This window comes from Roseomonas sp. USHLN139 (assembly GCF_037145735.1).
Lineage (GTDB): Bacteria > Pseudomonadota > Alphaproteobacteria > Acetobacterales > Acetobacteraceae > Pseudoroseomonas.
On sequence record NZ_JBBCWY010000008.1, the window covers coordinates 284375 to 307027 of the forward strand.

The window sequence follows — 22653 nt, forward strand, 5'->3', positions numbered from 1 at the left end:
CGTCTCTGGACTGTGTCATTTTCGGGGCACAATCCACAGATGCCGTCATTCGCGAACTCCATGGAGGTGATGCCGTCCCCGAAGGCGGGCGGCAGGCCCGAGGATGACTCGAGGACCATGCAAACCACGACCCTGCCGGGCGGCGACGCCCGGCCGAACCCGTCGGCCCTTCCTGCCCCTGCCGCCCTGCCGGGCGAGGAGGCCGCGGCGCCGGTGAAGATCGCCGTCCGCAACGTCTTCAAGGTGTTCGGCGACCGGCCCGAGGCCGCGATCGCCCTGGCCCGCCAGGGCCGCACCAAGGAAGAGATCCTGGCCGAGACCGGCTGCACCATCGGCGTGCACGATGCCAGCTTCGACATCCATGCCGGCGAGATCTTCGTCATCATGGGGCTGTCCGGCTCCGGCAAGTCGACCCTGCTGCGGCTGATCAACCGGCTGATCGAGCCCTCCGCTGGCGCCATCGAGATCGACGGCCAGGACGTGACGAAGCTCTCGCCCCAGGATCTGATCGCGCTGCGCCGCCGCGACATGGCGATGGTTTTCCAGTCCTTCGCGCTGCTGCCGAACCGCAGCGTGCTCGACAATGCCGCCTTCGGTCTCGAGGTCGCCGGCGTGAAGGAGGCCGAGCGCCATGCCCGCGCCATGGCGGCGCTGCAGGGCGTGGGCCTGGCTCCTTACGCGCAGTCGCGCCCCGACGCGCTGTCGGGCGGCATGAAGCAGCGGGTGGGCCTCGCCCGCGCGCTGGCCAGCGAGCCCAGCGTGCTGCTGATGGACGAGGCCTTCTCGGCGCTCGACCCGCTGATCCGCGCCGAGATGCAGGACGAGCTGCTGCGGCTGCAATCCGAGCAGAGCCGCACCATCGTCTTCGTCAGCCATGACCTCGACGAGGCCATGCGCATCGGCGACCGCATCGCCATCATGCAGCACGGCCATGTCGTGCAGGTCGGCACGCCGGACGAGATCGTCACCAGGCCGGCCAACGATTATGTCCGCTCCTTCTTCCGCAATGTCGATGTCAGCCAGGTGTTCCGCGCCCGCGACATCGCCCTCGAGACCCAGGTGACGCTGATCGAGCGCCGCGGCATGGCGGTGCCGGCCGCCCTCGAGCGGCTGCGCCGGCATGACCGCGACACCGCCATCGTGGTCGGCCGCGACAAGCGCTACCACGGCATGGTCAGCGCCGAGTCGCTGGCGCAGGCCGCGCGCAGCGGCGCCGCCGATCCCTATCCCCGCGCCTTCCTGGCCGATGTCGCGCCGCTGCACGCGGACGACCTGCTGTCCGAGGTGATGGGCCGCGTGGCGCAGAGCCCGCATCCGCTGCCGGTGGTCGATGGCGCGCAGCGCTATCTGGGCTCGATCAGCAAGTCGACGCTGCTGATGAGCCTCGACCGGTCCACCGACTGAACGCCCGCAGCCAGGAGCACGCCATGCAGGATCTCGATCTGCCGATCGGCGAGGCGGCCGACGCGGCCGTCAATTTCGTCCTCGACCATTTCACCCCGGCGCTGGACGGCATCGCCGCCGCCATCGCCCTTGTCACCGACAGCCTGCGCGACGCGCTGGTCGGCCTGCCGGCCCCGGTGGTCATCGCCGGCATCGCGCTGCTGGCGCTGTGGCGCGTCGGCTGGAAGTTTTCCGTCTTCGCCGTCGCCGCGCTGGCGCTGATCATGGGCATGAACCTGTGGCCGCGAATGATGGAGACGCTGTCGCTGGTCCTCGCCGCGACCGGCTTCGCCATGCTGGTCGGCATCCCGCTCGGCATTGCCATGGCCCGCAGCAATGCGGTGCAGGGGATTGCGCGCCCGGTGCTCGACCTGATGCAGACCATGCCGGCCTTCGTCTACCTGATCCCGGCCGCCATGTTCTTCGGTCTCGGCGCGGTGCCGGGGACGATTGCGACGGTGATCTTCGCCATGCCGCCCGTCGTGCGGCTGACCAATCTCGGCCTGCGCCAGGTGCATTCGGAATTCATCGAGGCCGGGCTCGCCTTCGGCTGCACGCCGACGCAGTTGCTGCTGAAGGTGCAGATCCCGAACGCCCTGCCCTCGATCATGGCCGGCATCAACCAGACCATCATGCTGTCGCTGTCGATGGTGGTGATCGCCTCGATGATCGGCGCCGGCGGCCTCGGCAATACCGTGCTGACCGGCATCCAGCGCCTCGATGTCGGCACCGGCTTCGAGGGCGGTCTCGCCGTCGTCGTGCTCGCCGTGCTGCTCGACCGCATCACCCAGAGCTTCGGCACGGCGCGCCCCAGCCTGTTCGGCGGGCTGCGCGCGGCGCTGGCCAGCCGCAAGCCGGCCGAGGCCGAGGCCGAGGACGCGGCGCCCCAGGGCCAGCCCCAGGGCCAGCCGGGCCGCGCCTGATTTCTTTCGGTTTCTTCCCATCCGTGGGTCGCCTTGTCGCCGCGCGCAGAAATGCGCGGCGAGGCGGCGGGCCTGCGCCACGAACAACAACAGGAACGCTGACCTCATGCATGCACGCCGCACCTTCCTGGCCTTCGCCGCCGCCGCCCCCTTCGCGCTCGCCGCCCCCCGCCTGGCCCGCGCCGCCGACACGGTGAAGCTCGGCTTCGCCCCCTGGGCGGATGCCGAGTTCATCACCCGGCTGGCGGCGAAGCTCGCCGAGCAGAAGCTGGATCTGAAGGTCGAGCTGGTGCAGACCGATGTCGCGCCGCTCTACCAGGGCCTGGCGCGCGGCGATGTCGACGCCATGCTGATGTGCTGGCTGCCGAAGACCCATGCCGACTACTGGCAGCGGGTCGAGGGCAAGGTCGAGCGCCTCGGCGTTCTCTACAACGGCGCCAAGCTCGGCTGGGTGGTGCCGTCCTACGTGCCGGAGGCCGAGCTGGCCTCGATCGCCGACCTGGCCAAGCCGGATGTGCGCGAGAAGCTGTCGGGCCGCATCCAGGGCATCGAGCCGGGCGCCGGGCTGACCCGGCTGTCGCGCCAGGCGATTACCGACTACGGCCTCGACTACACGCTGCAGGAATCCAGCGAGGCGGCGATGCTGTCGATGGTCGAGCGCTCGATCCGCCGCAAGCAGTGGATCGTCGCCACCGCCTGGAGCCCGCACTGGATGTTCGGCAAGCATGCGCTGCGCTACATCGCCGATCCCAAGGGGTCGCTGGGCGGGGCGGAGGAGGTCATCGCCCTCGGCCGTCCGGGTCTGAAGCAGCAGCAGCCGCGGCTGGCCGCCTTCCTCTCCAGGCTGAACATGCCGCTGGCCGAGCTCGAGGCGGCGATGCTGGTCGCCCAGGAGAAGGACAACGACGCCGCCGTCGCCGCCTATATCGACGAGCATGCCAGCCGGGTGAACGGCTGGTTCGCCGGCTAAGGCTGGAGAAACGCCGGCCCGGGACACCGTCCCGGGCCGCATTTGCAGATTAGCCGGCCAGCGCCATGCTGGAGGCGAGGCCATAGGCGCTGCGCTCGCCCGGCACCGGCGCCAGGCGCGAGCTCAGCCCCAGCACCGTCTCGGCGCCGCCGAGATAGAGCGCGCCATCCGGGGCCAGCAGCCCGGCCATCGCGTCCAGCACCCGCTCCTTGGTGGGCGGGTCGAAATAGATCAGCACGTTGCGGCAGAAGATCACGTCGAAGCGGCCGAGGGCGCGGTGATCGGCCAGCAGGTTGCGCTCCTCGAAGCGGGTCATGGCGCGCAGCTCGGGCGCCACCCGCCACTTGCCGCCTTCCTGCTTGAAATACTTCACCAGCATCTGCACCGGCAGGCCGCGCTGCACCTCGAACTGGGTGAACAGCCCCTCGCGGGCGCGCTCCACCACTTCGCGGGAGAGGTCGGTGCCCAGGATCTCGGCGTCGCGGATGCCGAGCTCGCGCAGCACGATGGCGGCCGAATAGGCCTCCTGCCCGGTCGAGCAGGCGGCCGACCAGATGCGCAGCTTCTGCCCGGCCGGACGGGCGGCCTGCAGCTTGGGCATCAGCCGCTTCAGGTGCTCGAAGGGCTTGCCGTCGCGGAAGAAGCTGCTCTCGTTGACGGTCAGCGCCTCGGTCACCGCGCGGGCCAGGATCTCCGAGCGGGTGTCGCGCAGCTTCAGCGCCAGGGCGTCGAGGCTGGGCAGGCCTTCCGAGCGCAGGATCGGCGCCAGCCGGGTCTCCAGCATGTAGTCCTTGTCCGGCGTCAGCACGATGCCGGCGCGCGCCTTCACCAGCGTCGCGATCAGGACAAAGCTCTCCGCGTTCATGCGGCGTCTCCGGCCCGGGAGTCCCCGTGGCTGCTGAGGCGATGGTCACCCCCCGGGGGCGGTCGGGGGTCCGATGCCGGCGTGGCGCCGCCGGCTGCGCCCGGCGGGGTCAGGACCCCGCCGGTTCCGGCACCAGGCCGAGCTGGGCCAGCTTGCCGGTCAGGATCTCGTCGTCGAACGGCTTCATGATGTATTCCTGGGCGCCGGCACCCAGCGCCATCAGGATGCGCTCGAAGTCGTTCTCGGTGGTGCAGAGCATCACCAGCGGCTCGTCCGGGCCGAACTCGGCCCGCGCCGCCTTGAGGAATTCCAGCCCGTCCATGACCGGCATGTTCCAGTCGAGCAGCACCAGCTTCGGCAGGCCCAGGCGGCAGGCATCCAGCGCCTCCTGGCCGTCGGCCGCCTCGGTCACCACGGCGCCATGCTTCTCCAGCATGCGGCGCGCCAGCTTGCGCACCACCCGGCTGTCATCCACGACCAGGACGGTCAATGCCTCGTCCACGCCAGCGCTCCTTGTCCGCCTGCAGATCCCTTGCGCCGGGCACGGAACCCGCCAGGTCACGGCGGCATCTAGGAGCGTTGACGTTTACGCGATGTTAACCCTTGTCGAATGGAGAGCCGGGTTGGCTCAGGCGACGATGATGATGTCTTCCAGCAGGGGGGCGCCGCCGGTGATGCCGGTGATGCTGATGCCCCGTTCCGGCCCGCTGCCATCGGGGTCCAGGTAAAGGCTGCTGGCCCAACCCGGCACGCCCTGCTCAAAGACCAGCCTGCCATGGTTGCCGGTCGCCGGGCCGCCGTGGGGCTGATAGAAATCCTCCTCCTCCAGGTCCATGCCGGCATAGAGCCCGCCGCCAAAGACCGCTGCCGAGATGAGGATGTAGTCCTCGCCAGGGCGGAAATCCGTGATCGAGGACGAGGCCTGCGCCCGGATCTCGAAACGGTCGATGCCCTCGCCGCCGGTCATGATGTTGCTGCCGCCTCGGGCCACCAGCCAGTCGTCGCCCGCGCCGCCCTCCATCCGGTCGTTGCCCAGCCCGCCATCGAGGTAGTCGTTGCCGTCGCCGCCGAACAGCAGGTCGGTGCCATCGCCGGCCAGCAGCGTGTCGTCGCCGCCATGGCCGTAGAGCTCGTCCTTGCCGGCCTTGCCCTCCAGCCGGTTGCGGCCGTTGTTGCCGATCAGGATGTTGTCCAGGCTGTTGCCCAACCCGTTCAGGTCGGGCTGCGGCGTGTCGACCTCCAGGTCGCCCAGGGTGATGTTGTTGGCAAAGCCGCCGCCCAGGTTGAAGCTGATCGTGCTGTAGACGGTGTCGACGCCGCCATTGCCGTTCTCGACGACGCGGTCGCCGATATTGTCGACATAGTAGGTATCGTTGCCGCTGCCGCCGATCATGACATCGGCGCCGGTGCCGCCGTCGAGCAGCGTGGCCAGCGTCGCCGAGCCCTCCAGGCGATCGTCGCCGTCAAGGCCGTAGAGAAAGAGGGCGGCCTGAACCCAGGGCGGGACGGACACGGCTGATTCGGCCCGCAGCGTGTTGTCCAGCGCATTGCCAAAACCGGTCTGGGCCGTGCCGGTCAAGGTCAGGTTCTCGACATGGTCGGAGAGGGAAAAGTCGACGCTGCTGCGGACGCTGTCGGTGCCCTCGCCGGCGGCCTCGATCACCCGGTCCATCAGGTTGTCGACGTAATAGATGTCGTTGCCGGTGCCGCCATGCATGGTGTCGGCGCCGAAACCGCCATCGATGACGTCGTTGCCGCCGAGCCCGTAGAGCGTGTTCGCCGCCCGGTTGCCGATCAGCACGTTGGACAGTGAATTGCCGGTGCCGTCGATCCGCGCGTCGCCGGTGAGCGTCAGGTTCTCGATGAAGCTGCCGCCGAGCGAGAAGGTGACGCTGCTCTTCACCATGTCGATGCCGCCGCCGCTGGCCTCGACCACACGGTCGCCGATATTGTCGACGACATAGGTGTCGTTGCCGGCGCCGCCGACCATCCGGTCCGTGCCCAGCCCGCCATTCAGCTGGTCGTCGCCGGCGCCGCCGTCCAGCACGTCGTCGCCGCCGCGGCCATAGAGCCTGTCGTTGCCCAGGCCCCCGCTGATCTGGTCCGCCGCCTCGGTGCCGCTGATATGGTCGTCGCCGGTGGTGCCGTCGAAGACCGCCAGCAGCGTGAGGAGCTTGGGCTTGATGGACATCAGGTTTTCCCTCCGGTTGACGAATGTTTCGTATCCGGGTGGTTTTGCGCAGTGTCAACCGCAGCCGCGATGACGAATGGATGTAGCCAAGCCCTTGAAGCGGCAGCGAAAAGCCTGGGCGCGGCCGGGCCCGACCGAGAGGCAGTCGCGCCCCCGGCCGTCCCGCTCTATCATGCCGCGTGACCGAGCCTGTGAGCGGAGCCTGAAGACCGATGGCCGAAATGCTGCGTGCGCCCGAGCGCGACCGACTGATCGCCTATCTGGAGCGTCACCTGCTGCGCAGCCTGCCGCTGGACGGGCGCGAGGTCGCGGCGCTGCGCGAGACGCATGTGCCCTTCGCCACCTCGGAATGGTGCTGGACCGGCGACACCGCCACCGCGGTCGAGCTGCTGGCCCAGCCCGGCCTGCGCGGGCGCTGGGGCAAGCTGTCGGACCGGCTGTCGGAGCTGCTGCTGGCCATGGGCCAGGGCCCGCTGCTGATGCGCCGGGTCGCCGCCCCCGAATGCCGCATCGTCCAGGCCGATCCGCGCGACTTCGCGGTGGTCACCGCCACGCACCGCTTCACCGGCGACCTGTCGAAGGGCATCCTCCGCCAGGCGGTGCGCGAGGCGCCGAACGGCCGGCCGGTCCACTATACCGGCCACCTGGTCGAGTTCCGCATCGGCCGCCAGCGCTTCTGCCTCGATGTCGAGGAGGCGATCGCCGAATTCGGCGTGCAGCCGCAGCCCGGCGGCGCCCTGCTGTTCCATGAGAGCGTGCTGAAGGCCGAGGTCGGGCTGTTGCGCAAGGCGACCAAGGTGGTCGGCCGGCTGCGCTATGAATACCGCATCACCGCCGGCGACCCGCGGCTGCAGGCCAGCGTGACCCTGCGCGCCGAGCCCGGCGTGCAGCTGACCCATATCCGCCTGACAACCGCGGTGGACGAGCTCTCGGGCGAGCCGCGCCACCCCTTCTCGCAGATCAGCCTGACCGCCGGCGGCCAGAGCCGCGCCGTCACGCTGGGCGACGGGCCGCTGGCGACGCTGCAGACCGGCGCCACCGAGCTGGTCAGCCTGATGGAGGAGAACACCCCCGGCGCGGCGCTCGGCCTGCATATCGCGCCGGCGGTGCCGGCCATCGTCTACAGCGTCAAGGCGCAGCCGCGCGACGGCCGGCTGCACTGGCTGCTGCTGCGCCATGCCTGCGACAGCCTGGGCGGCGGCGCCCAGTTCCAGGCGGTCGAGCAGCGGCTGCTGACCGCCGGCAGCGCGACCCTGGGCCTGCCCGCCTATGCCGAAATCCTGCGCGATCCCGCCAGCCTGGCCGGTCGCGACCCGGGACTGACCGCCGACCATGGCGTGGCGCTGAACGCGGTGGCGACCCAGCTGCTGCATGCGGCGACCCGCGCCTATGACCCGCCGCTGCCCGAGCCGCGCCGCCTGGAGCTGCGCGCCTGGTACGACCGCCATCTCGACCTGTTCTTCGCCGCCCTCGGCGAGGGCACGCCCGAGGGGCTGCGCGGCGAGCGCGTCTATCTGCGCAGCCTGGCCTTCGCGCTGGTCTCGCTGACCAGCCTGCACCGCGCGACGGGCGAGGAGCGCTATGGCGCCCGGCTGGCGCGCGGCCTCGACCTGCTGCTGACCCTGCAGCGCCCCGAGGCGGAGGGCGGCGCCTTCGCCGAGCCCGGCCAGGCCGCCTATCTCGACAACCACGCCGCCGCCCTGCTGGCCCTGGCCCGCATCAGCCTGCGCTGGCCCGACCCCCGGCTGCAGGAGGCCATCGCCCGCGGCATCGCCGCCATCCGCGTCGGCCAGCAGGAGGTGCCGACCGAGGCCGGGCTGCACGCGCTGGAAACGCCGCTGGTGCGCAGCCGCCGCGCCGATGGCCGCTGGGAGGAGGATGGCGGCTTCTGGTCCTTCAAGCTCGGCCTGCTGATGCGCGCCTGCAGCGCGGTGGCGCTGGCGGTGGAACAGGGGGCGCTGGCGCTCGACCCGGCGACGCGGCAGGCCCTGACCACGCTGCAGGAGGCGAGCTTCCGCGCGCTGCGCGGCCGGGTGAAGGAGGTCGACGGCACGCTGGAGATCCGCACCAGCCCACTGGCCGGCGAGGGCAATGCCGCCACCCAGCCGACCGTGCTGCTGGGCCTGACCGCGCCCGATGCCGCGACGCTCCGCCAGGCTCCTGTCTCCGCCTGAGCATGCCGATGACCGCTAACCTGATCCGCCGCCCTCCGGCGCGGCGCGCCAACTGGCTCGCGCGTCTGGCGGCGCCGCTGCTGCTGGCGCTCGGCGCCTGCGCCGCGACGCCGCCGCCGCAGGCGACGCTGGCGCCGCCCCTGCCCTATCCGCCCAGCGTGCGCGAGCGGATGCTGCGCATCGCCGAGGCCGAATGGCGCGACTGGGGCGGCATCACCATCGACCTGCGCACCCCGCGCCGCGGCCGGCCCAGCACCGGCCCTGGCCCGGAGAGCAGTCTGGAAAACTTCCCGCGCGTGCTGGCCTATTGGCGGGCGGTCGACGATGGCGGCGCCATCGCCCGCAACCGCCGGCTCTACGCCATGGCGCTCGGCGGCGCGCCGGCGGCGCTCTGGGGCGAGCCCGCCTGGTCGGCCGCCTTCGTCAGCTATGTCCTGCGCACGGCCGGGGTCGACCAGCGGGAATTCCCCGGCTCGGCGGCGCATGCCTTCTATATCGACGCCATGCTGGCGGATGCGGCGTCCTTCCCGGCCACCGCCCCCTTCATCCCGCATGACTGGGACAGCTACCCGCCGCAGATTGGCGACCTGGTCTGCGCCGACCGTTCCGACCGGCACCTGGCCCATTGGCAGCTGCGCCGCGCCGAGACCGGCCAGTTCCGCCCGATGCATTGCGACATCGTCGTCCAGGCCGGCCCCGGCGAGGTCGCCGCCATCGGCGGCAACATCGCCGACGCCGTGACCCTGTCGCGCTTCGCCGCCGATGCCGCCGGCCGCCTGCTGCCGCGGCAGCCGGGCGGCGCGCAATGGTTCGCCGTCTTCGAGAATCGCCTGGGCCGCCTGCCCCCCTGGGGTGGCGCGCCGGCACATCTTTCATCATCCGGCTGGAGGCCTGCCTCGTGACCGATCTCTTCTCCCCCCTGACCCTGCGCGGCGCCACGCTGCGCAACCGCATCGGCGTCGCGCCGATGTGCCAGTACAGCTGCGGCCCCGACGGCGTGCCGACCGCCTGGCACCTGGCGCATCTGCATGCCCGCGCCATCGGCGGCGCCGGCCTGGTCATCGTCGAGGCCACCGCCGTCAGCCCCGAGGGCCGCATCACCCCGCGCGATGTCGGCCTCTGGAGCGACGCGCATGTCCCGGCGCACCGGCAGCTGGCCGCGATCATCGCCTCGGCCGGCGCGGTGCCGGGGGTGCAGATCGCCCATGCCGGCCGCAAGGCCAGCACCGCCGAGCCCTGGATCGGCGGCCTGGCCACCGAGCATGGCTGGCAGCCGGTGGGCCCGAGCGCGGTCGGCTTCCCCGGCCTGCACGTGCCGACCGCCCTCGACGAGGACGGCATCGCCCAGGTGATCGCCGATTTCGCGGCGACGGCGAAGCGCGCGGTCGCGGCCGGCTACCGCTTCATCGAGATCCACGCGGCGCATGGCTACCTGCTGCACCAGTTCCTGTCGCCGCTGTCGAACCAGCGCAACGACGGCTGGGGCGGCGATTTCGAGGGCCGCACCCGCCTGGCCCGCGAGGTGGTGGCCGCCGTCCGCGCTGCCATCCCCGACGAGATCGCGCTGGGCATCCGCTTCTCCCACACCGACTGGACCGAGGGCGGCTGGACCACGGAGGAGACGGTCGAGCTGTCGCGCCAGGTCAAGGCGCTGGGCATCGACCTGATCGACGTCTCCTCCGGCGCGCTGGTGCCGGCGCAGATCCCGCTGGCCCCCGGCTACCAGGTCCCCGGCGCCGCCGCCGTCCGCGCCGGCGCTGATGTCGCCGTCGCCGCCGTCGGCCTGATCACCGAGCCGCAGCAGGCCCAGGACATCCTGACCGAAGGCAAGGCCGACGTGATCCTGCTGGCGCGCGAGCTGCTGCGCGACCCCTACTGGCCGATGCACGCGGCCAAGGCGCTCGGGCGCCTCGATGCCATCCGGACGCCGCCGCAATACGACCGGGCCTGGAGCATGCAGGGCAAGACCGGAGGCGTCGACATGCCGGTGGCGGCAACCCTGCCGGCTCTCGGGTAAAGAGAAGAAAGACAAAGGCGAGGGGAAGGAATTCCCCTCGACCCCTTCTTTTTTCTGTTCTTTTGGCCGTTTCGGGGCAGCGCTTGTTCTGCGGCGCTACCCCGATGGCGCTCCTCCGCAGGTCGCGCTTCGGCGGGGCCGTTTCACGTACTGTCCCCACGTGGACACGGCAGTCAGACAGAAAAATGCCACGCATCTCCATCACCGCTCGCCTCAGCATCGACGAGACCGAGCTGACCGAAAGCTTCGCCCGCGCCTCCGGCGCTGGCGGGCAGAACGTCAACAAGGTGGAGACCATGGTGCAGCTGCGCTTCGACGCGGCCAACTCGCCCAGCCTGCCCGAGGAGGTGCGCGAGCGCCTGATCCGCCTGGCCGGGCACCGCGCGACCCTGGCCGGCGAGATCATCATCACCGCCCAGCAGCACCGCACCCAGGTGCGCAACCGCGAGGATGCGCTCGCCCGCATGATCGAGCTGATCCGCGAGGCCGCCAAGCCGCCGCCGCCCAAGCGCCGCGCGACGAAACCGACGCTGGGCTCGAAGAAGCGCCGCCTGGAAGGCAAGTCGCAGCGCGGCGAAACCAAGCGCATGCGCGGCAAGCCGGCGCACGACTGAGGCGGTTCAGCCGGGGGGCGGGTTCAGCCGGGGGCGGGCCCCAGGATCTCCTCGACGGTGCCGTCGCCGATGATGCGCCCGGCCTCCAGCTTGATGACCCGGGTGCACCAGCGGCGCACCACGTTCATGTCATGCGTCGCGATCACCAGGATGTCGGCGCCGGTCACCAGCCGGGTCAGGCGCTCCTCCGCCTTCAGCATGAAGTCGGCATCGCCCGCCAGGAACCACTCGTCCATCAGCAGGATCTGCGGCGTGATGGCGGTGGCGATGGCAAACGACAGCCGCACCTGCATGCCGGCGGAATAGCCGCGGGTCGGCATGTCGAGGAACTCGCCGAGCCCGGCGAATTCGGCGGCATCGGCCTCGAGCGAGGCGATCTCCGCGTCGTCCATGCCGCGGTAGAGGCCGCGCAGGCGGATATTCTCGCGCCCCGTGCTGTCCGAATCGATGCCGGCGGCGGGGTCGATCAGCGAGCCGACCTCGCCCTGCACCTCGAGCTGCCCGGCCACCGGCTCATAGATGCCGGCCAGCGTGCGCAGCAGCGTGGTCTTGCCGGCGCCGTTGGTGCCGACCAGCGCGACGCGCTCGCCGCGGTTGATGTCGAAGGTCAGCTGCGACAGGGCGGAGACCACGACGCGGTTGGCCTCGTCGGTCTTCAGCCGGATCGCCGCCTTGGCCAGCAGGCGCTTCTTCAGGCTGCGGGCGGCCAGGTGGTAGAGCGGGAACTCGATGCGGAGGCCGCGGGCGGAGATGCTTGCCAAGGCTCAGACCCAGAACGCCACGCGGTTGCGGAAGCGGATGAAGAAGACCAGCGCGACGGCCAGCAGGATGCCGCTATAGGCGAGCGCCGCCACCCAGGTCAGCAGCGAGCCGCCGCCCTCGATCAGCGGGCCGCGGATCATCTCGAGCATGGTGTAGAAGGGGTTCAGCGGCAGCCACACCGCCTTCTCCTTCAGCAGCTCCGGCTTCCAGATCACCGGGGTCAGGAAGAAGGCCATCTGCATCAGGTTGGTGACGATCGGCCCGATGTCGCGGAAGCGGGCGCAGATCATGCCGAGGAAGATCGACACGGCCAGCGCATTGACCGCCAGCACCGCCAGGCCCGGGATCACCAGCAGCGCCTCGATTCCCGGCCAGTGGCCGACCAGGGCGAAGACCACCAGGATCAGCGGCAGCGAATGGGCGGCGTTCAACCCGTTGCGGAAGACGCAGCGCAGCGCATGGGTGGTCAGCGGCAGCCGCAGCTGGCGGATCACCCCGTCGGCGCTGGACAGGCAGGTGGCGGCATCCGCCACCATCGCCGCCAGCACGTTCCAGACGATCAGGCTGGTCACCAGATGCGGCAGGTAGGTCTGCAGGTCCATCTGGAACAGCTGCGAATAGAGCAGGCCGAGACCCGCCACCATCGCCGCCATCGACAGCGTCACCCAGAAGGGGCCGATCACCGAGCCGCGGTAGCGGTTGCGCAGGTCGAGCCGCGCCAGCGCCCAGGCCAGGCGCCAGCGCGAGAAGCCCGAGGACAGGTCGGCCAGCGCGCGGCCGCGGCGGTCCGGGTTCTCGGCGTCGATTTGGTAGATGGGGAGGACCGCTTGCTGCATGGCGGCGGGTCTATACACCGGTTTTCCCGGCGCTCGCCAGGGCGGGGCTGGGGATGGCGCCGCAGGGCAGCCATGGCGGCAGCCATCGGCGGCGAGGAGCCGCCGCCGGCCAGCGGCCGGCGGCAGCCGGAAACATTACTTCATGCCGCCATAGGCGCCGCCATAGCTGGCGGGCGGGGCATAGGCGGCGGGCGGCGGGCCGCCGGCGGCGCGGCTGATCCGGGTGCGGTCGCTGTAGCTGATCACCACGCGCTCGTTCGGCTGCAGCTGCTCCTCGTTGGTCTGCACCACCGAGATGTCGCGGCCGGTATCCTCGCGGATGAAGAACTCGACCGCGGTGCCGGAGCTGACGCCGCGGCCGATCGCATTGCCGGCCAGGCCGCCGATCAGCGCGCCGCCCAGGCCCGCCAGCGCGTTGGAGCGCCAGTCGCCGCCGATGAAGCTGCCGGCGACGCCGCCGGCCACCGCACCGGCCGCGGTGCCGACGCCGGCGCCGTTGCCCTGCACCTCGACCGGGCGCATGCCGATGATGGTGCCGTAGGAGACCGAGGCGGCCCGGCCCATCGCGCCGCTGCTGTAGGTGCTGCCGGTGTATTGCGGCGCGCAGGCCGCCAGCGTGCCGCCCACCAGCAGCAGGGCGAGGCCGGCGCGAAGGCCGCGAGAAAGACGAGAAGGCGCGGGCATGGCGATGTCCCTTGTTGTCACTGCGAGTCGCTTCGTTGCGGGCCTGGCCGGCCCGGGCACCTCAAGACGGGCGGCCCGGACGCCGGGTCTGGCGGTCCGGCCTGGCCTGCGGCCGGCCAGGATAGCCTGCGCCCCGTGCCGCTCCCAGGCCGGCCGCGATCACGCTCTGTCATGCCGGCGGCCGGTGGACAGAGCTGCCAGCGAGCAAACGTGATCGGCGTCCGGTCCGTTGCGCCTTGCCGGGATGATGGGGGTGGGCTGCCCGTGGCGCCAAGGGGGGCGGGGCTGCGCGCGGCCGCTTTTACAAATCGAGACAAGGCCGCCTGTGCCGCCTTCCGGAAGCCCTGCCCTGTCACGAGGCTTGCGCCAATTGGCTGTTTCCTTTAGCGGTTTAGCAGCAGATGTTCTGCTGAAACTTAAACCCGGTGCAATTCCGGAGTCGGCAGCGTGGGGGCGCGGCCGGTTCCAGCCCATGGAAGGGCATCGGACAGACGGGGAATTGGGGATGACTCCGTGCCAGAACGGACGGATGACGCCGGGGGGGCGCATCCGCTTGGCCGCCACGCTGTCGATGGTGGCCTTGCTTGCTGCCTGCGGCACTGCCAGCCAGCAGGCGCGGCCGACCGCCAGCGCCGCGGCGCAGGCCGCTGCCTATCCACAGCCTTCCAGCTATGATCCGCCAGGGCCCGCCAGCGATCCCTGGGGGCCCTATATCCGCGAGGCCTCGCGCCGCTTCGACATTCCGGAGCGCTGGATCCGCGAGGTCATGCGCCAGGAATCCGGCGGCCGCGTCGCCGCGCGCAGCCCGGTCGGCGCCATGGGCCTGATGCAGGTCATGCCCGGCACCTATGCCGAGCTGCGCAGCCGCTACGGCCTGGGCGACGACCCCTACCATCCGTGGAACAGCGTGATGGCCGGCACCGCCTATGTCCGCGAGATGTACGAGCTTTATGGCAGCCCGGGCTTCCTGGCCGCCTACAATGCCGGCCCGCGCCGCCTGGAGGACTATCTCTGGAACGGCCGCGGCCTGCCCGCCGAGACCCGCAACTACGTCGCCCGCATCGGCCCGCGCATCATCGACGCGCATCCCGAGCGCCGCGCGGCGCCGGAGGTCTATGCGGCGGCGGAGATCCCGCTGAACATCCCGGCCGGCCCGCGCCGTGGCGACACCGCCACGATGCTGGCGCTGCGCGACCAGCGCAACGCCACCGATCCGGGCATCCGCGTCGCCAGCCTGCCGGCCGGCCCGGTCATCCGCATGGAGCCGATCCCGGACGGCTCGACCTACGCCGCCGCCGCGCCCGTCCAGGTCGCCAGCCTCGACCCGGCCGCCGGCAGCAATGTCGTCCGCATGGAGCCGATCCCGGACGGCTCGACCTATGCCAGCAGCCCGGCGCCGATGCCGGAGCCGCCGCCGGCCGCGCCCGTCGCCTCGGCGCTCGCCGCCGCCGCGCCGGCCGCCCTGCCGCTGGCCAGCCCGCCGCCGCCCTCCAGCCTGGCCCTGGCGGCGCCGCCGCCCGCCCCGCCGCCGAGCCCGGCACCGGCCCCGGCCCCGGCCCCGAGCCAGCTGGCCTCGGCCGTGCTGCCGCGTCCGGCCAATGCCGCGCCGGCGCCGACCTCGCAGCGCATCGCCACCGCCTTCGCCGCCCCGGCGCCGACGCCGGCCAGCGGGCTGCGCGGCTTCAGCCTGGTGGGCACCGCCCATGCGGCGACCGTCGCGCCGCCGGCCAATGTGCTGCGCCTGCCGTCGCGGGATGCTGCCCCGGCCTCGGCTCCGGCCCCCGCGCCGACGCCGGTCGCCACCGCCGCGACCGGCGGCGCCTGGGGCGTCCAGGTCGGCGCCTTCGCCAGCGCCAACCTGGCCCGCACCGCCGCCGGCGAGGCGCGCTCGCGCCTCGGCATCGGCAGCGCGCGGCCGGCGGTCGAGCAGGTCAGCGCCGGCAATGGCACCCTCTACCGGGCGCGGGTCATGGGCCTGTCGCGCGAGCACGCCCAGTCGGCCTGCGACAAGCTGCGCAGCCAGGGGGCCTGCATCATCGTCTCGCCGGGGGCGCAAGGGTAAGAGCAAGGCCAGGGGGCGCCGCCCCCTGGACCCCGGCCGGGGGAGCTGAGTTCCCCCGGACCCCCGCCAGACCAGGCCCCGCTAGACCAGAACCGTGTTGTCGGCCTTGAGGACTTCGCCAGCCAGGTAGAGGCTGCCGCAGATCAGCACGCGGCCGGGCTCGCCGCCCGCGGCCGCCACGGCGCGCAGCGCCTCGGCCACCGTCGGGCCCGGCTTCGCCACGCCACCGCTCGCTTCCACGATCGCCTCGACCGGCATCGCCAGGTGCTGGCCGGGCTCGGCCACGGCCCAGACGCTGTCGGCCAGGCCCAGCAGCGGCGACAGAAACGCGGCGGACGCCTTGCCCTGCTTCATGCCGACCACCAGGTGGCGCGGCCGGTCGGCCCAGCCGGGCAGGTGCTCGGCCAGCGCCTGCCCGGCGCCGGCATTGTGGCCGCCATCCAGCCACAGCTCCCAGCCCGGCGGCAGCAGCGCGGCCAGGTCGCCATGCAGCCGCTGCAGCCGCGCCGGCCATTGCGCCGTGGTCAGGCCGGCGGCGATCGCCGCCTCAGTCAGCCAGGGCGGGTTCCAGCTGCGCAGCGCGGCGATGGCGATGCCGGCATTGTCCGCCTGGTGCGGGCCCGGCAGCGCCGGCCGCGGCAGCTCCATCACCCCGCCCGGATCGGCATAGCGCATCCCGGTCTCGGTCAGGCTGGCGGTCCATTCCTGGTTGCGCACCGCCAGCGTGATGCCCAGCCGGGCCGCCTCAGCCTCCAGCACCATCAGCGCCTCGGCCTCCTGCAGGCCGGTGGCGGCGGGGCTGCCGCGCTTCAGGATGCCGGCCTTCTCGCCGGCGATGCCGGCCAGGCTGTCGCCCAGGAAGTCGGTATGGTCCATCGAGATGCTGGTGATGGCGCAGGCCGCCGGCTGCTCGACCACATTGGTCGCGTCGAACCGGCCGCCGAGGCCCACCTCCAGCACCAGCAGGTCGGCCGGCACCCGGCTGAACAGCAGCAGCGCGACCGCGGTGGTCACCTCGAAGACGGTGATCGGCTGGCCCTGATTGGCGGCCTCGACGTCTTCCAGGGCGGCGGTCAGCGCCTCCTCGGAGACCAGGCTGCCGGCCAGCCGCACCCGCTCGTGGAAGCGGACCAGATGCGGCGAGGTATAGACATGCACCCGCTGCCCGGCGGCCTCGGCGATGGCGCGCAGGAAGGCGCAGGTCGAGCCCTTGCCGTTGGTCCCGGCGACATGCACCACCGGCGGCAGCCTGCGCTCCGGATGGTCGAGCGCCGCCAGCAGCCGCTGCAGCCGCTCCAGGCTGAGGTCGATCAGCTTCGGGTGCAGCCCGTGCAGCCGGTCGATGATCGCTTCCGAGCGGCTCACGGGGAGGGAGGCGTCCCGGGAGCGGCGGGCGTCCCGGCGGCGGGCTTGGCGGCCGTTGCCGGCGGCGGCGCGGCCGGGGCGGCGGCGGGCTTGGCCACGCCCGGCAGCGGGGTGACCTTGGCACCGGCCGCCGGGGCCGGCGCCGCGGGCGGAAGGGCCGTCGCGGGCTCGGCCGCGGCCGGCTCGGCCGGCGCCGCCTCGACGGCGTCCGTCTCTGTCTTGGCCAGCAGCGGCTCGCGCAGCAGGCTGATCACCTGGGCCAGCTGGCCGCGCATGTCGCCGCGCTTGACCACTAGGTCGAGGATGCCGTGCTCCAGCAGGTATTCGGCGCGCTGGAAGCCCTCCGGCAGCTTCTCGCGCACCGTCTGCTCGATGACGCGGGCGCCGGCGAAGCCGATCATGGCGCCGGGCTCGGCGATGTGGATGTCGCCCAGCATGGCGAAGGAGGCGGTGACGCCGCCGGTGGTCGGGTCGCACATGACGACGATGAAGGGCAGCTTGGCCTCCTTCACCATCTGCGTCGCGATCACCGTGCGCGGCATCTGCATCAGGCTGACCGCGCCTTCCTGCATGCGCGCCCCGCCCGAGGCGGTGAAGACGATCAGCGGCGCGTCCTGCAGCACGGCCAGCTTGGCCGCGGTGACGATGGCCTCGCCGACGCCGGCGCCCATCGAGCCGCCCATGAAGCCGAACTCGAAGGCGGCGACCACGGCGCGGCGGCCCTCGATGGTGCCATGCGCGACGGCGACCGCGTCATCCTGGCCACCCTTGGCCTGGGCTTCCTTCAGCCGGTCGGCATAGCGGCGCTGGTCGCGGAAGCGCAGCGGATCGGCCGGCGCGCGCGGCAGCTCGATGCGCTGGAAGCCGGGGTCGAAGGTGTAGTCCAGACGGCGCTGCGCCGGGATGCGCATGTGGTGGCCGCAATGGGTGCAGACATGCAGCGACCGCTCGAGGTCGCGGTGGAAGATCATCTGCTCGCAGGCCGGGCATTTGTGCCAAAGGTTGTCCGGCACCTCCTTGCGGCCGAGCCATGTCTGGATCTTCGGCAGCGCCCATTCGCTGATCCAGTTCATGCGGAGACCCCTCTTTCCTGCTGTCCGCGCCGTCGGGCCGCGAAGGCGGCGGTGGTAGGCCCCGCTGCCCCGCGAAGCAAGGGGCCAGCCGGCCACCCGCCCCGCGCGGCCGGCGGGGCGGTCCGCGGCGGGGCCTGAGAATTGGATGAAAAGGTGGTCATTTCAACTGGCAGCAGCCTGGACGCGGCGTTTCAATGACGCCGCCGGGATGGCCCGGCGCCATCGCGGGATGCCACGCCTCATGACCCCTTCCCTGTTGCTGCCGCCGCTGCTGCTGATCGGCTCCAACCTGGTGATGACCTATGCCTGGTACGGCCACCTGAAGCATCCGAGCTGGCCGCTGTGGCTGGCGGTGGTGCTGAGCTGGGGGCTGGCCTTCTTCGAATACTGCCTGGCGGTGCCGGCCAACCGCATCGGCTACGGCCCCTATACCGGCCAGCAGCTGAAGGTGATGCAGGAGGTGATCACGCTGATCGTCTTCGGCGGCTTCTCGGTGCTGGTGCTGGGCGAGCCGCTGCGCTGGACCTACCTGGCCGCCATGGGCTGCCTGGTGGCGGCGGTGGTCTTCATCTTCCTGCCGGTGGACTGAGACTCACGCCGCCTGGCTGTGCCGCCCCGCCCCGGTGCCGAGATAGGCATCGAAAGCGGCCGCGGCATGGCGCAGGAAGCGGCGCTCCACCACCTCCAGCCGGTCCGCGGTCAGCGCCACCACGCCATCGGCGAGCAGCGGCGCCAGGCGCGGCCAGGTCTCGGCGGGGATCGCGGCGCGCGGCAGCGACAGGTCGCACATGATCCGCTCGATCAGCCCGCCGCGCCGGAGGTCGTCGGCCGAGACGGCACGGCCGCGGCGGACCGCCAGCCGCCCCGCCTCCACCGCCTCGAGCCAGCCGCGCTCGTCGGCAATGTTCTGCGCGAAGCCCGCCGGCAGCCGGCCGATCGAGGAGGCGCCGAGCCCCAGCAGCACCGGCGCGGTGTCGGTGGTATAGCCCTGGAAGTTCCGCCGCAGCGTCCCTTCCGTCGCCGCCACCGCCATCGGGTCGTCCGGGCGGGCGAAGTGGTCGAGACCGATGCGGCGATAGCCGGCGGCCTCCAGCACCGCCGCCGCCGCCTCGGCCTGGTCGAGCCGGGCGGCCGGGCCCGGCAGCAGGCTGGCATCGATCGCCTGCTGCGCCGGCTTCATCCAGGGCACATGGGCATAGCCGAAGACCGCCACCCGCTCGACGCCAAGGCTGGCGGCGAAGCGGGCGCTGGCCTCGACCTCGGCAAGGCCCTGGCCGGGCAGGCCATACATCAGGTCGAGGTTGATGGCGCCGATGCCGGCCTGGCGCAGCAGTGCGACGGCCTGCTCGACCTGGACGGCCGGCTGCTTCCGGCCGATGCGCGCCTGCACGGCGGGGTCGATGTCCTGCACGCCCAGGCTGGCGCGGGTGACGCCGCCTTCGGCGAGCACCGCGGCGATGGCCGGCGTCAGCACCCGCGGATCGAGCTCGATCGCCTGCTCCGCCCCCGGCGCGAAGCGGAAGGCTTCCTTCAAGGCGGCGAAAACCCGGGACAGCCCCTCGGCGCCGATGGCGCTGGGCGTGCCGCCGCCGAGATGCAGCGCCGTCACCGGGCCGGCCTGCGGGATCGCCGCCGACAGCAGCGCCGCCTCGGCCAGCAGCGCGTCGGTGTAGCGGGACAGCCGCTCGGGCCGCCGCGTCACCGCGGTGTGGCAGCCGCAATACCAGCAGAGCGCCCGGCAGAAGGGGATGTGGACATAGAGGCTGATCGCCTCGCCCGGGGTCAGCCCGGCCAGCCAGGCGCGGTACTCGCCCTCCTTCATCGGCGCGAAATGCGGCGCGGTCGGATAGGAGGTGTAGCGCGGCAGGGCGGCGGCGGCGTAGCGGGCGAGGGCGTCGGGCGTCATGCCTCCCGATCTAGCGCCGCGCGGGGGCCACCGCCTTGAGGTGGATCAAGCCGCGTCAGGCCGGCTCCACCACCAGCACCATGCCCTCGACCGCCACCACCCGCACCGGGCTGCCGGGCAGCAGCGCCTCACCGCTGCGCGCCGGCCAGTCGGAATCGCCGACGCGGACGCGGCCCGCCCCCTGCCACAGCCCCGGCCGCCCGACCAGGCCGGAGGACGGGCTGTTGACCCCGCCCGGCCGCGGCACCGGCCGGAAGCAGCGCACCGACAGGAAGATGCCCAGCGCCAGCAGGGCGATATAGACGATGACAAGGACAGGAAAGCCGGGATCGGCCAGCAGCACCAGCAGCCCGGTGCCGACCGCCGCCGCGCCGACCCAGACGAGAAAGATGCCCGGAATCAGCAGATCGGCGGCCATCAGCAGCAGGCCGCCGCCCAGCCACAGCACCCAGGGCTCGAAGGTCACGATCTGGGGCCCGCGACGCCGGCGTGGCGGAACACTTCCAGCGCGCCGGTGATGCCGCCGGCCAGCGCCGAGGCCTCGACCGGCACCACCACCAGCTTCGAGGCCGGGTTGCCGGCCAGCTCGCCGAAGGCGCGGATATAGCGCTCGGCGATGAAGTAGTTCAGCGCGGCATCGCCCCCCTCGCGCGCCGCGGCGGCGACCGAGCGGGTGGCCTCGGCCTCGGCCAGGGCCAGCCGCTCGCGCGCCTCGGCGTCGCGGCGGGCGGCTTCCAGCCGGCCCTCGGCCTCCAGCACCTGGGCGGCCTTCTCGCCCTCGGCGCGGGCGATGGCGGCCTCGCGCTCGCCCTGGGCGCGGGCGACCGTCGCGCGCCGCTCGCGCTCGGCGATCATCTGGGTGTTCATGGCGGCGACCAGATTGGCCGGCGGCTCGATCTTGCGGATCTCGACGCGGGTCACCTTGACCCCCCAGGGGTCGGTGGCGCCGTCGAGCACGCTCAGCAGGTAGGTATTGATCTTGTCGCGCGAGGAGAGCGCGGCATCGAGGTCCATCTCGCCGATGATGGCGCGGATATTGGTCATCGACAGCGCGGTCAGCGCCTGGGTCAGGTTCTGAACCTGGTAGGCGGCGCGCTCCGGATCCATCACCCGGTAATAGACCACGCCATCGACCGAGACATTGGCGTTGTCGCGGGTGATCACCGCCTGCTCGGGGATGTCGAGCACCGTCTCCTGCACATTCACCTTGTGGCCGATGCCGTCGATATAGGGCACCAGGAAGTTCAGCCCGGGCTGCAGGATGCGGGTGAAGGCGCCGAAGCGCTCCACGGTCCAGGCCTCGCCCTGCGGCACCGTGCGGATGCCCTTGAAGGCGGTGAGCACGGCCAGCGCCAGCAGCACCACGAGGACGATCAGCGCCCCTTCGGACAGCATCATGGCGGCGTTCTCCTCCCTCTATCGGTCCGGGGAGGGTGGCACGGGCGCGGCGAAAAATCGCCTGCCCGCCCGTGCTGCCGTCGCGATCGTGTTCTGAAAATCAGGCGAAGACGAAGTCGTCGCGGGACGGCATGGTGTCGAGAAAAAAAAGATCCTCCGAGATGCTGCGGTCGACGCTGACCACGCGCCAGACCTGATGGTCGATCTGGTTCAGCATCACGCCTTCCTCCAGCGTGCCGTAGCCGGTCAGCAGGACGCGGTCGCCCTCGGCGGCGGTGAAGTCGGTGACCACGTCGCCATTCGCCTCGCCGGCCCTGAACATGAAGGTGTCGGCGCCGGCCCCGCCGGTCAGCCAGTCGCCGTCCTGCCCGCCATCGAGGCGGTCGTCGCCCTCCCCGCCATAGAGGCGGTCGCGGCCGGCCTCGCCCAGCAGCCGGTCGTCGCCGCCGCCGCCCTGCAGGAAATTGGCGCCGGCATTGCCGACCAGCTTGTTGCCGAACTCATTGCCGAACAGCGACAGGCTGGCGGTGCCGGTGGAGGAGAGCAGCCGGATCGCCTCGATCTCCTGCCCCGCCTCCATGCGGTAGCTGCAGCCGGCGATGATGACGTCGTAGCCGCCGCCCACCGCCTCGACCACCCGGTCGCCGGGGCTGCCGACGCCGTAGAAGTCGTTGCCACCCTGGCCGATCATCACGTCGTCGCCGCCGCCGCCGATCAGCGTGTTCTGGCCGTCATTGCCGATCAGCGTGTTGGCGAATTCATTGCCGGTGAGCGAGAGGGTCGCCGTGCCGGTATCGGCCGCGAGCTCGAGGGTCTCGATGCCCTGGCCGCGGCCGAGCTGGTAGCTGGTGCTGGCCACCACCACGTCGGTGCCGCTGTTGCCGGGATCCTCCTCGACGACATCGCCCTGGCAGTCGACGAGGAAGCGGGTATTGCCCTCGAGGCCGATCAGGTGGTCATCGCCGGCGCCGCCATCGAGCGTCACCCAATGGTCGGCCGCCGGCTCCAGCAGCCCGCCGATCAGGAGATCCGCCCCCGCGCCGCCGCGCGCGGTGCCGTCCGGGCCGAACATCAGCAGCAGGTCGTCGCCATCGCCGCCCTGCAGCTCCACCCCCGGCGCGAAGGCCTCCATCTCGTCGGCGAAGCCGGTGCCGATCAGGGTGAAATGGCTGCCGAAATTCTCGGTGGCGATCGCCGTGCCGTCCTGCTGGATCTCGTACCAGCCATCGAGCCGGTCGATGAAGGACAGCCCGTTCAGCGATGTCGAATAGTCATAGGTCTTCTGGATCATCCATTCCTGCTCCCGGTCCTGGCGGGCGGATGATCCCCGAACTTCGCAATGAAAGGCAGGAAAATCAGTAACTAAGCAA

20 protein-coding genes and 1 pseudogene are annotated in these 22653 nt (G+C 71.7%); 9 read left to right on the forward strand and 12 right to left on the reverse strand.

Annotated features, from left to right (window positions below):
* Positions 1-117 precede the first annotated feature (117 nt).
* The 3 genes from proV (at position 118) to WFI16_RS21205 (ending at position 3336) form a co-directional block, all read left to right on the forward strand.
* Positions 118-1404: a glycine betaine/L-proline ABC transporter ATP-binding protein ProV gene (gene proV / locus WFI16_RS21195; RefSeq protein ID WP_419899847.1), complete on the forward strand. Its 1287-nt coding sequence runs from the start codon at positions 118-120 to the stop codon at positions 1402-1404.
* Positions 1405-1427: 23 nt separating this feature from the next.
* Positions 1428-2366: an ABC transporter permease gene (locus WFI16_RS21200; protein ID WP_419899848.1), complete on the forward strand. Its 939-nt coding sequence runs from the start codon at positions 1428-1430 to the stop codon at positions 2364-2366.
* Between the two features lie 106 nt (positions 2367-2472).
* A complete protein-coding gene (locus WFI16_RS21205; protein WP_419899849.1) occupies positions 2473-3336 on the forward strand; it encodes a glycine betaine ABC transporter substrate-binding protein in 864 nt (287 codons plus the stop codon).
* A gap of 49 nt (positions 3337-3385) precedes the next feature.
* On the opposite strand, the gene WFI16_RS21210 is transcribed toward WFI16_RS21205, so the two are convergent.
* The 3 genes from WFI16_RS21210 to WFI16_RS21220 form a co-directional block, all read right to left on the reverse strand.
* The gene (locus WFI16_RS21210; protein ID WP_419899850.1) at positions 3386-4201 is read right to left on the reverse strand and encodes a CheR family methyltransferase; all 816 of its coding nucleotides are present in this window, start codon (positions 4199-4201) and stop codon (positions 3386-3388) included.
* Between the two features lie 109 nt (positions 4202-4310).
* Positions 4311-4703, reverse strand: a complete 393-nt coding sequence (locus WFI16_RS21215; protein ID WP_419899851.1) for a response regulator — start codon at positions 4701-4703, stop codon at positions 4311-4313.
* 126 nt (positions 4704-4829) lie between these two features.
* Positions 4830-6392, reverse strand: coding sequence for a calcium-binding protein (locus WFI16_RS21220; protein ID WP_419899852.1), 1563 nt, complete (start codon positions 6390-6392; stop codon positions 4830-4832).
* Between the two features lie 212 nt (positions 6393-6604).
* Between WFI16_RS21220 and WFI16_RS21225 the strand changes: the two genes are divergently transcribed.
* From WFI16_RS21225 to arfB, 4 genes are all read left to right on the forward strand, one after another.
* Positions 6605-8566: a hypothetical protein gene (locus WFI16_RS21225; protein ID WP_419899853.1), complete on the forward strand. Its 1962-nt coding sequence runs from the start codon at positions 6605-6607 to the stop codon at positions 8564-8566.
* Positions 8567-8574: 8 nt separating this feature from the next.
* Positions 8575-9468, forward strand: coding sequence for a DUF2272 domain-containing protein (locus WFI16_RS21230; protein WP_419899854.1), 894 nt, complete (start codon positions 8575-8577; stop codon positions 9466-9468).
* Positions 9465-10583, forward strand: a complete 1119-nt coding sequence (locus tag WFI16_RS21235) for an NADH:flavin oxidoreductase/NADH oxidase (protein WP_419899855.1) — start codon at positions 9465-9467, stop codon at positions 10581-10583. Before WFI16_RS21230 ends, WFI16_RS21235 begins: the two co-directional genes overlap by 4 nt.
* Before the next feature lie 185 nt (positions 10584-10768).
* Positions 10769-11197 (forward strand): alternative ribosome rescue aminoacyl-tRNA hydrolase ArfB, encoded by a 429-nt coding sequence (gene arfB, locus WFI16_RS21240; RefSeq protein WP_419899856.1) that lies wholly within the window; start codon positions 10769-10771, stop codon positions 11195-11197.
* 23 nt (positions 11198-11220) lie between these two features.
* Here the strand turns inward: arfB and WFI16_RS21245 are convergent, their stop codons facing one another.
* The 3 genes from WFI16_RS21245 to WFI16_RS21255 all read right to left on the reverse strand — a co-directional run bounded on the left by WFI16_RS21245 (position 11221) and on the right by WFI16_RS21255 (position 13479).
* Entirely contained in the window at positions 11221-11958 is a 738-nt protein-coding gene (locus tag WFI16_RS21245) for an ABC transporter ATP-binding protein (RefSeq protein ID WP_419899857.1), read from the reverse strand.
* A gap of 3 nt (positions 11959-11961) precedes the next feature.
* The gene (locus WFI16_RS21250) at positions 11962-12795 is read right to left on the reverse strand and encodes an ABC transporter permease (protein WP_419899858.1); all 834 of its coding nucleotides are present in this window, start codon (positions 12793-12795) and stop codon (positions 11962-11964) included.
* Positions 12796-12930: 135 nt separating this feature from the next.
* On the reverse strand, positions 12931-13479 hold the full coding sequence (locus tag WFI16_RS21255) for a glycine zipper 2TM domain-containing protein (protein WP_419899859.1): 549 nt from the start codon (positions 13477-13479) through the stop codon (positions 12931-12933).
* A 553-nt stretch (positions 13480-14032) separates the two neighbouring features.
* Here WFI16_RS21255 and WFI16_RS21260 point away from each other — a divergent pair.
* On the forward strand, positions 14033-15541 hold the full coding sequence (locus WFI16_RS21260; protein WP_419899860.1) for a lytic transglycosylase domain-containing protein: 1509 nt from the start codon (positions 14033-14035) through the stop codon (positions 15539-15541).
* A gap of 81 nt (positions 15542-15622) precedes the next feature.
* Here WFI16_RS21260 and WFI16_RS21265 read toward each other — a convergent pair whose 3' ends face one another.
* Both WFI16_RS21265 and accD read right to left on the reverse strand, forming a co-directional pair.
* Positions 15623-16906, reverse strand: a complete 1284-nt coding sequence (locus WFI16_RS21265) for a bifunctional folylpolyglutamate synthase/dihydrofolate synthase (RefSeq protein WP_419899861.1) — start codon at positions 16904-16906, stop codon at positions 15623-15625.
* A gap of 125 nt (positions 16907-17031) precedes the next feature.
* Positions 17032-17979 (reverse strand): annotated as a pseudogene (gene accD / locus WFI16_RS21270) (acetyl-CoA carboxylase, carboxyltransferase subunit beta); the annotation flags it as partial.
* Positions 17980-18220: 241 nt separating this feature from the next.
* On the opposite strand from accD, the gene WFI16_RS21275 reads away from it, so the two are divergent.
* Positions 18221-18568 (forward strand): DMT family protein, encoded by a 348-nt coding sequence (locus WFI16_RS21275; RefSeq protein WP_419899863.1) that lies wholly within the window; start codon positions 18221-18223, stop codon positions 18566-18568.
* A 3-nt stretch (positions 18569-18571) separates the two neighbouring features.
* On the opposite strand, the gene hemN is transcribed toward WFI16_RS21275, so the two are convergent.
* From hemN to WFI16_RS21295, 4 genes are all read right to left on the reverse strand, one after another.
* Positions 18572-19885, reverse strand: a complete 1314-nt coding sequence (gene hemN / locus WFI16_RS21280) for an oxygen-independent coproporphyrinogen III oxidase (RefSeq protein ID WP_419899864.1) — start codon at positions 19883-19885, stop codon at positions 18572-18574.
* A 55-nt stretch (positions 19886-19940) separates the two neighbouring features.
* Positions 19941-20351 carry an NfeD family protein gene (locus tag WFI16_RS21285; RefSeq protein ID WP_419899865.1) on the reverse strand — a complete coding sequence of 137 codons (411 nt, stop codon included), beginning with the start codon at positions 20349-20351 and terminating at the stop codon, positions 19941-19943.
* Entirely contained in the window at positions 20348-21283 is a 936-nt protein-coding gene (locus tag WFI16_RS21290; protein WP_419899866.1) for an SPFH domain-containing protein, read from the reverse strand. Before WFI16_RS21290 ends, WFI16_RS21285 begins: the two co-directional genes overlap by 4 nt.
* A gap of 100 nt (positions 21284-21383) precedes the next feature.
* Positions 21384-22574, reverse strand: coding sequence for a calcium-binding protein (locus WFI16_RS21295; RefSeq protein ID WP_419899867.1), 1191 nt, complete (start codon positions 22572-22574; stop codon positions 21384-21386).
* Positions 22575-22653 lie beyond the last annotated feature (79 nt).

Bases quoted from the DNA above. Each gene is read 5' to 3' on its own strand.
- WFI16_RS21225 (WP_419899853.1), top strand. From the start codon at position 6,605: ATGGCCGAAATGCTGCGTGCGCCCGAGCGCGACCGACTGATCGCCTAT.
- WFI16_RS21290 (WP_419899866.1), bottom strand. From the start codon at position 21,283: ATGATGCTGTCCGAAGGGGCGCTGATCGTCCTCGTGGTGCTGCTGGCG.
- WFI16_RS21210 (WP_419899850.1), bottom strand. From the start codon at position 4,201: ATGAACGCGGAGAGCTTTGTCCTGATCGCGACGCTGGTGAAGGCGCGC.
- WFI16_RS21255 (WP_419899859.1), bottom strand. From the start codon at position 13,479: ATGCCCGCGCCTTCTCGTCTTTCTCGCGGCCTTCGCGCCGGCCTCGCC.
- WFI16_RS21295 (WP_419899867.1), bottom strand. From the start codon at position 22,574: ATGATCCAGAAGACCTATGACTATTCGACATCGCTGAACGGGCTGTCC.
- WFI16_RS21275 (WP_419899863.1), top strand. From the start codon at position 18,221: ATGACCCCTTCCCTGTTGCTGCCGCCGCTGCTGCTGATCGGCTCCAAC.
- WFI16_RS21230 (WP_419899854.1), top strand. From the start codon at position 8,575: ATGACCGCTAACCTGATCCGCCGCCCTCCGGCGCGGCGCGCCAACTGG.
- hemN (WP_419899864.1), bottom strand. From the start codon at position 19,885: ATGACGCCCGACGCCCTCGCCCGCTACGCCGCCGCCGCCCTGCCGCGC.
- WFI16_RS21220 (WP_419899852.1), bottom strand. From the start codon at position 6,392: ATGTCCATCAAGCCCAAGCTCCTCACGCTGCTGGCGGTCTTCGACGGC.
- WFI16_RS21200 (WP_419899848.1), top strand. From the start codon at position 1,428: ATGCAGGATCTCGATCTGCCGATCGGCGAGGCGGCCGACGCGGCCGTC.
- arfB (WP_419899856.1), top strand. From the start codon at position 10,769: ATGCCACGCATCTCCATCACCGCTCGCCTCAGCATCGACGAGACCGAG.
- proV (WP_419899847.1), top strand. From the start codon at position 118: ATGCAAACCACGACCCTGCCGGGCGGCGACGCCCGGCCGAACCCGTCG.
- WFI16_RS21250 (WP_419899858.1), bottom strand. From the start codon at position 12,795: ATGCAGCAAGCGGTCCTCCCCATCTACCAAATCGACGCCGAGAACCCG.
- WFI16_RS21205 (WP_419899849.1), top strand. From the start codon at position 2,473: ATGCATGCACGCCGCACCTTCCTGGCCTTCGCCGCCGCCGCCCCCTTC.